At 73.5% G+C, this 7365-nt stretch carries 6 protein-coding genes; 1 reads left to right on the forward strand and 5 read right to left on the reverse strand.

Annotated features, from left to right (window positions below; translation table 11 throughout):
• The 3 genes from RT91_RS17950 to RT91_RS17960 form a co-directional block, all read right to left on the reverse strand.
• Positions 1–1609: AsmA family protein (locus RT91_RS17950; protein WP_035188950.1), on the reverse strand; the 1609-nt coding region annotated here is incomplete at its 3' end.
• A 63-nt stretch (positions 1610–1672) separates the two neighbouring features.
• Positions 1673–3574, reverse strand: a complete 1902-nt coding sequence (locus RT91_RS17955) for a hypothetical protein (protein WP_035188947.1) — start codon at positions 3572–3574, stop codon at positions 1673–1675.
• Positions 3575–3579: 5 nt separating this feature from the next.
• Positions 3580–4599, reverse strand: a complete 1020-nt coding sequence (locus RT91_RS17960; RefSeq protein ID WP_035188949.1) for a mitochondrial fission ELM1 family protein — start codon at positions 4597–4599, stop codon at positions 3580–3582.
• Between the two features lie 118 nt (positions 4600–4717).
• Here RT91_RS17960 and RT91_RS17965 point away from each other — a divergent pair, with 118 nt between their 5' ends.
• On the forward strand, positions 4718–5677 hold the full coding sequence (locus tag RT91_RS17965) for a succinylglutamate desuccinylase/aspartoacylase family protein (RefSeq protein ID WP_035188952.1): 960 nt from the start codon (positions 4718–4720) through the stop codon (positions 5675–5677).
• Between the two features lie 10 nt (positions 5678–5687).
• Here RT91_RS17965 and RT91_RS17970 read toward each other — a convergent pair whose 3' ends face one another.
• Together RT91_RS17970 and RT91_RS17975 are read right to left on the reverse strand one after the other, a co-directional pair.
• Positions 5688–6566, reverse strand: coding sequence for a phosphatidylcholine/phosphatidylserine synthase (locus tag RT91_RS17970; RefSeq protein ID WP_012040236.1), 879 nt, complete (start codon positions 6564–6566; stop codon positions 5688–5690).
• Entirely contained in the window at positions 6563–7252 is a 690-nt protein-coding gene (locus tag RT91_RS17975; protein WP_012040237.1) for a phosphatidylserine decarboxylase, read from the reverse strand. Before RT91_RS17975 ends, RT91_RS17970 begins: the two co-directional genes overlap by 4 nt.
• Positions 7253–7365 lie beyond the last annotated feature (113 nt).

Genomic DNA, 7365 nt, shown 5'->3' on the forward strand with positions numbered 1-7365 from the left:
CGCCGGCGCCGGCCGTGCCGGGCGTGGCCGCCGCCGGCTTCGGCATCGCCTTGAGCAGCGCCGTCAGGTCGATCCGCGAGGCGTGGATCACCGCCTGCAGGTCGGGCTTCGGGCCGAGCCGCAGGCTGAAGGCGCCACCGAGCTGCGCCTGGGCGGAGCTGATCGCGAGGCTGTTCAGCGCGACCGTGTTTGCAAGCCCCTGGCCGCCCGGATCGGTGAGCAGGCCGGAGACGCCGATATCGGTCCAGGCCGGCAGCGGCGTGCCGACGAGGTCGGAGAGTTTCGCGAGATCGGGGATCGTCGCGCTCAGCTTCATCGCGACGCCGGCGAGCTTCGAGGGGGTCGCCATGCCGCCCGCGGCGTTGAACAGCGCGTTGCCGACCCGGCCGGCGACGTTCATGGTGAAGCGCTCGGTGGGCACGGCGTGGGCCGGGGCGGGTGCGCCGAGGGCCGCCTCGATCACGGGGCCGACCGGGCCGGCCTTGCCTTCGAGCCCGACCTGCCGGCCCTGGTACTGGCCGGCCAGCGCGACGTCCACCGCCTGGTCGAGCGCGGGCAGGGTGATGTTCATCGAGCGGAGCGACAGGCCCTTGCGCCAGGCGGTCAGGTCCGACTTGCCGGCGGTGAGGCTGACATTGGTGACCGAGGGCAGGGTCCCGCCGGCGGGCGGGCCGAGATCCGCCCGCAGGTCGACCTGTTGCAGCGGCGGCAGGTCGCCGCGGTCGGCGGCGGGCAGGTAGGCAGCGAGCGGGGCGAGGTCGGGTGCCGTGGCGTGCAGGTGCAGCGCGTAGCCGCTGGCCTCGCGCGGATGGGCGATCTGCCCGGTCACGCGCAGGTTCGCCCCCTGGCCGCTCACGGTCAGGTCCACCGGCCAGGGCGCACCGCCGGCGACGCTGCCGGTCAGCCGCGAGACCGGCCCGGTGGTGCCGGCCACGGTGAAGGGGGTGCCGTTGTACTGCGCGTCGATCGCCAGCTGCAGCGGCGCGTCGAGCGAGGCGGCGCGGCCGGTGAAGCGGGCGATGTGCAGGACGGTGGGCTGCGGCGTCGCCAGCGCGGCGGGCTGGCCGGCGTTGAGCGGGACCAGCGCCATCGGCGGGTGGTAGGTGATCGTGCCGTTCTCGATCGAGACCGATTGCAGGGCGACGCCGGCCGCCGGGCCGGATGCGGACCCGGTGCCGGTGCCGGCGGGTGCCGGGGCGCCCTGGCCGATCAGCCAGTCGGGCGTGCCGGTCGGCCCGTATTCGAGGTTGATCACCGGATCGACCAGCACGAGATCGAGGATGTTGAGCTGGTGGCGCAGCAGCGGCAGCAGCGCGACCTTCGCCTCGATCCGCCGCAGGGTGGCGAGATTGGTGTTCTGGTAGCCGGGCGGATTGGCGATGGTGATGCCGGTGGCCGAGATCGTCGGCACCAGCGAGAGGCTCATGCGCAGCCGCCCGTCGATGCTGACGGGCCGGTGCAGCGCCCGTTCCGCCGCGGCGATCACCTGCGGCTTGTAGCTGTTGGGATCGAAGCTCGCGAGGAATAGGCCGATGACCGCGAGCGGTGCCAGAATGACGATCGCGACAACGATGACCGCGATGCGCCGGAAGGTCCGTCTTGCCTGCATGATCAACCCCTTACGCCAAAACCGCGATCGTTGCGAGGGCGGCGGCGCGGGATTGCGCTGAATTCAGAACCCGAACATGTGATCGAACGAAAACGCGCCATGGCCGAGGCCGGCGCCGTCGTGCTTGCCGTGATAGCCGAACAGCCGGCAGGTCGCGTCGCGGATGATGACATAGCCGCCGGCGGCGCGCGCCAGCACCTCGGCGCCGAAGATCCGCCAGGGCTCGACGATGGCCGAACCCGAGCAGGCGATGGCCAGTTTCTGCTCGGCCAGCACGCGGCCCTCGGCGTCGTGCAGCATCAGCACGGTGGCCGAGTGCGGATGCCAGGCGGCGGAGGCGGGGTAGGTCAGCACGCAGAAGCTCGGCCGCGTCGCGCTGCCGAGATCGAGGAACAGCCGGGTCGACAGGCCGGGCGGCGGGCCGGAATAGGATTGCGGCTCGCCCTTCCAGGTCATCAGCGTGTTGAACACATGCGCGCCGAAGCTGGTTTCGGCGGCGTGCGAGCCGTCCCGCGCCTCGTAGCGGAACAGGCCGTGCAGCCAGCCATCGGCCTCGCCGCCCCCGGCGAAGTCGTAGACCAGCTCGCCATGCCCGCCTTCCGGCAGCGCGCCCTCCGGCAGCACCTCGTCGAGATCGATGGCGCAGGCATGGTCGCGCGGGAGCGTGCCGGGCCGGTGCTCGGCCACCTTGCGTCCGTCCGGCGCGAAGACGTCGAGCCGGAGCGGCAGGTCAGCCTGGGTGTGGGCCATCGGTGTCGGCAGCGCGACCGAGCGGAACCGCTCCCGCGGCAGGATCGGGAAGGGGAGCAGAAAACCGCGGCCGAGCAGCGGCGAGAGGCTGCGGATCGCCGGATCGGGGCGCAGGTCGGCGCGCTCGACATTCATGTGGGCGATGCGGGTGCGCCCGGCGCGCACCACCTCGTAGCGCGGGCGCACCACGTGGCGGCCGGCGCGCAGCTCGATCTGCGCCGGCCAGCGCAGCCCGGGCAGCAGTTCGGCGACGTCGATGGCGCGGGTCGCGAACGGGGCGATCGGCTCGGGCAGCGCCACCGGCGCCTCGGCGCCCATCCGGTCGAGGCTGATCGCCCCGGCGGGGATCGGCACGGCGTGGCTGTTCTGCACCCAGAGGATCACCGTCTCGTCCTCGCGCGGGGCGGGCAGGCCGGCGAAGCGCTCGGAGGGCCAGGCATTGGCGTCGTGCGTGCAGGACAGGCTCGCCCCGTTGCCGGCGGCATGGGTGTCGAGCGCGTATTTCACCACATCGTGACCGGCGACGCCGATGGCGTGGATGAAGAGCTGCCCGGTGAACGGCCCGAGCCCGTGCGCGCGCCGCACCTCGGCGCTGTCGATGCGGACGCTGCCGGCGTGATCGGGCAGCGCGCGCTCGAACTCGGCGAGCACCGCGCCGGCGGCGTCGAACAGGCGGCACCACAGGTGCACGCCGGTCGCGCCGTAGCCGTGCCAGTAATTCGCGGTGACGAGGCTGGTCGTCATCGCGTCGTCGTCGCGGAAGAAGGCGAAATTGGTGGCGAAGTTCAGCGGGTCGAGATAGCGGCGGCGGTTGGTCAGCAGCCGGTCGGGCAGGCGCACCTCGTCGAGGGTGAGGATGTCGGCGCCGGGCAGCAGAGTGGCCAGCCGGTCGGCCAGGCGGTGCGCGTCGAAGGCGGCGATCAGCACGGTGGCGGGTGCGGCGGCGACGAGGTCGGTCAGCGGCCTCGTGGCGAGGCCGCCGCGGCGCTCGCCGATCGCCAGCGTGTCGTGCACGTAGACGGCATCGACCGGAAACGCCGGCGCCAGGGCGCGCAGCGGCGCAAAAATGCGCTCGGGATCGTAGACCGCGACCGGGCCGGCGGCGGCCAGGCGCGCGGCCAGGCGCTCCAGCGCCGCGGCGGCCAGCGGGTGCGCCAGCGCCTTGTAGACCGCGTTGCCGCCGCGGACATTGTCGAACGTGTCGATCTCGAGCATCGAAGTCAGACTCCCAGCATCCGGCGCAGCTCGGCGGCGGCCATCGGCGTGTCGTTCAGCGCCGCGGTGGCCCAGGTCTGCAGCCGGCCATCGAAGTTCCGGGCGCGGCCGCAGGCGACCATGTCGTCCATGAAGGCGCCGATGCGGGTGGATTTGCCGGGCAGGCGGGCGATCATCACCGGCGCGTCGGTGGCCACCGCCTCGGAGACCATCGAGACGGAATCCCCCGTCACCACGATCGCGTCGGCGACGGCGAGCATGCCGAAATAGGGGTTCTCGCCCTGCATGTCCCAGATCCAGGCGCCGCGCGGGCGCAGCGCCTCATCGAGGATGGCGCGGGCGGCGGGCTCGGTGCGGCGCGAGGGGGTGAGCATCAGCCCGACGCGGTCGCGGTCCATCATCCCGGCGAGCTGCTCGGCGAGGGTGCGCGCCGCCGCGGTGTCGAGCCGGTAGCGGCCGTTCGAGCCGCCGACCAGCACGGCGACGAGCGGGCGCGGCAGGCCGGCGAAATGCGGCGCCCACAGCGCGCGCTCGAGGGCGAGGCGCTCGGGGGTGACCCGGTGCAGCGCGGTGCGGGTGACGATGACGTTCGGGCCGGTCAGCCCGTCGTGCCTCGCTACCACCACGGCGTCGAACCGGCCGGTGTCCATGCGCGGGTGCTGGATGATCACGGCCGGCAGGTCCGGCCGGCGCAGCGTCGCCAGCACGCGGGCGGCGGCCCCGCCGGCGCCGAGCATCAGGTCGCCCTCCGGCGGGGCGAGGGCCGCCGCGTCGATCGCGCAGCGCGGATCGGGCCAGAGCATCGGCGAGAACAGGGTCCACGGCCGCTTCGGCGCGATGACGCGGAAATCGGTCCGGAATCCGGCGGCTTCCGCGAGGCCCAGGGCCTGGGAGCGGAGACCGGCGAGGTCGGTGCACAGGACGCGGGCGGTGACCGGAGCGGCCTGTCCGTCGGCGATGGCTTGGGTTGCGGCCATGAGAGTCGGCGCGGCTTGCATCGCGGCGTTTTCGTGCCAGCCGGACATTTCGTCAACACATGTCGCACGGTTGCAGGTTTTTCATCTCTGGGTAGAGTGGCGCCATGGCAAGTTCGCGCCGAATGAAAGCCCGCCACGACCGCGCCGGACCGGCGGCGCCGCCGTGATGAGCGCGGCCGGGAGCGACACGGCATCGCTGCCGCGCTTCGAGGTGCGGCTCGCGGCGCCCGACCTTGCGCCCTGGCTGCCGGGCAATACCGGCATCGAGGGGTTCATCACCTTCGCCGCCCCGCGCTCGGGGCCGCATGTGATGGTGCTGGCGCTGATGCACGGCAACGAGATCGCCGGCGCCGCGGTGCTCGACGCCCTGCTGCGCGAGGGGCCGCGCCCGGCCTGCGGGCGGCTCACGCTCGGCTTCGTCAACCTCGCCGCCTATCGCCGCTTCGATCCGGAGAACCCGGTCGCCTCGCGCTTCGTCGACGAGGACCTGAACCGGGTGTGGGACCCGGCGGCGCTGGAAGGCCCGCGCCGCTCCGCCGAGCTCGACCGCGCCCGCGCGATCTGGCCGCTGATCGCCGAGGCGGACTGGGTGATCGACCTGCATTCGATGCTCTGGCCCTCGGACCCGCTGGTCCTGTGCGGCCAGGGCGCGCGCAGCCGGGCGCTGGCGATGGCGATGGGCACGCCGGCGCTGGTGGTGGCCGATGGCGGCCATGCCGGCGGGCGCCGGCTGATCGACCATCCGCGCTTCCTCGCCGAGGCGGGCGATGCCGCGGCCGTGCTGGTCGAGGCCGGGCAGCACTGGCAGGAGGACACGGTGCGGCAGATGCGCGCGAGCGTGGATGCCGCGCTCGCCCGCGCCGGCATGATCGGGCCGGTGCCGGCGGGCACGCCGCCGCGCTTCGCCGAGGTCTCGCGGGTGGTGACCGCCAATACCGGCCGCTTCGCCTTCGTGCGGCCGTTCCGCGGCGGCGAGGTGATCCGCCGGCGGGACACGCTGCTCGCGCGCGACGGCGCGGCGGAGATCCGCACCCCGCACGACGACTGCCTGCTGATCATGCCGAGCCTGCGCACCAGCCGCGGCCATACCGCCGTGCGCCTCGCCCGCTTCGCCGCGCCGGAGTGAGCGCCGCGCGCTATTCCGAGCCGCGTTCGGCCCCCTGGCGCCAGCGCGCCTCGGCCTCGGCCTGCAGGCGCTTGAAGCTGCGGCGGCTGAACGGCAGCATCGCCAGGTAGGCGACGACGAGCAGCGAGAGGCCGAGCCAGGGATCGGCCATCAGCACCGCGGCGGCGACGATCACGCCGAGCAGGATGCCGATGACGTAGTGCGGCGGCACCTTGAAGTTCTTGAAGTTCCAGACCGGCAGCGTCGAGATGCAGAGCAGCGCGGTGCCGACCAGCACCGCGGCGCTGAGCGCCGGCGCGCGGGCGAGGGTGGCGAGGCCGGCGCCGCCGTGCCGCGCCGCCTCGAGGCCGAGATAGATCGGCAGCAGCGCGATCGCCGCCCCCGCCGGGGCGGGCACGCCGGTGAAGAAGTTGCCGGCGAAGCGAAAGGCGGGCAGGTGGCCATCGGCCTCGTGCGGGATCTCGTCGATCGCCGCGTTGAAGCGGGCGAGGCGCAGCGCCATGCAGGCGGTGAACATCAGCGGCGGCAGGTAGCCGAACGCGCCCCAGGCGCTGAGCGACCAGAGATAGAGCACCAGCGCCGGCGCCGCGCCGAAGCAGAGGAAGTCGGACAGGCTGTCGAATTCCGCGCCGAAGCGGGAGGTCGCCTTGAGCAGGCGGGCGAGCCGGCCGTCCAGCCCGTCGATCACGCCGGCGACGGCGATGGCGATCACCGCGCCGCCGAAGCGCTGCTCGAGCGCGAAGCGGATCGCGCTGAAGCCGACGCAGAGGCCGAACAGGGTCAGCAGGTTCGGCAGCATGCGGTTGAAGCTCATGCCGCGCAGGCGGGGGCGGCGCGGCGGGCGGCGCCGGGGCAGGGCGAAGAGCGGCGGCTTTTCCGCCCCGCTCATGACCCGCCTTGCGGCGCGGCGGGGGGCAGCAGGCCCATCACCGTCTCGCCGCCGACCATGCGCTGGCCGACCGCGACCAGCGGCACCGTGCCGGGCGGCAGATAGAGATCGGTGCGGCTGCCGAAGCGGATGATGCCGAAGCGCGCGCCGGTTTCCACCCGGTCGCCCTCGTGCACGTCGCACAGGATGCGCCGCGCGATCAGCCCGGCGATCTGCACCACCGCGATCTCGGCGCCGGAATCGAGGCGGATGGCGAGGGCGTTGCGCTCGTTCTCCTCGGCCTCCTTCGCCGCCGCGTTCACGAACTTGCCGTGGCGGTAGGAGATGCGGGTGACGATGCCGGCCATCGGCACGCGGTTCACATGCACGTCGAGCACCGAGAGGAAGGTGGCGATGCGCGGCATCATCACCGCCGGCAGGCCGAGCTCGGGCGGCGGCAGCGCCTCGTCGATGATGACGACGCGGCCATCCGCCGGGGCGAGCAGGGCATCGGGCCGGGCGGGCGGCACGCGCGCGGGGTCGCGGAAGAAGAACAGGCAGAACAGCGCGAACAGCGCGCCGAGCCAGGCCAGCCAGCCGGCGGTGGCGAGGCCGATCAGGAAGACGACGAGGCCGGCGGCGATGAACGGCCGGCCGGCGCGGTGCGGCGGCACCAGGGCGGCGCGCACGGAGTCGATGATGTCCATGCGCGGGTTATGGCGAGCGGGGCGAGGACTGGCAAGAACGCCCTTCGCCCAGGGGCGGGATCAGCTCGTGCGGGCTCAGCTCGTGCCGGCGCTGGCCGGCGGCGGCGCGGGCC

Origin of the sequence: Acidiphilium sp. JA12-A1, from assembly GCF_000724705.2 — a bacterium.
GTDB classification, from domain to species: Bacteria; Pseudomonadota; Alphaproteobacteria; order Acetobacterales; family Acetobacteraceae; genus Acidiphilium; species Acidiphilium multivorum.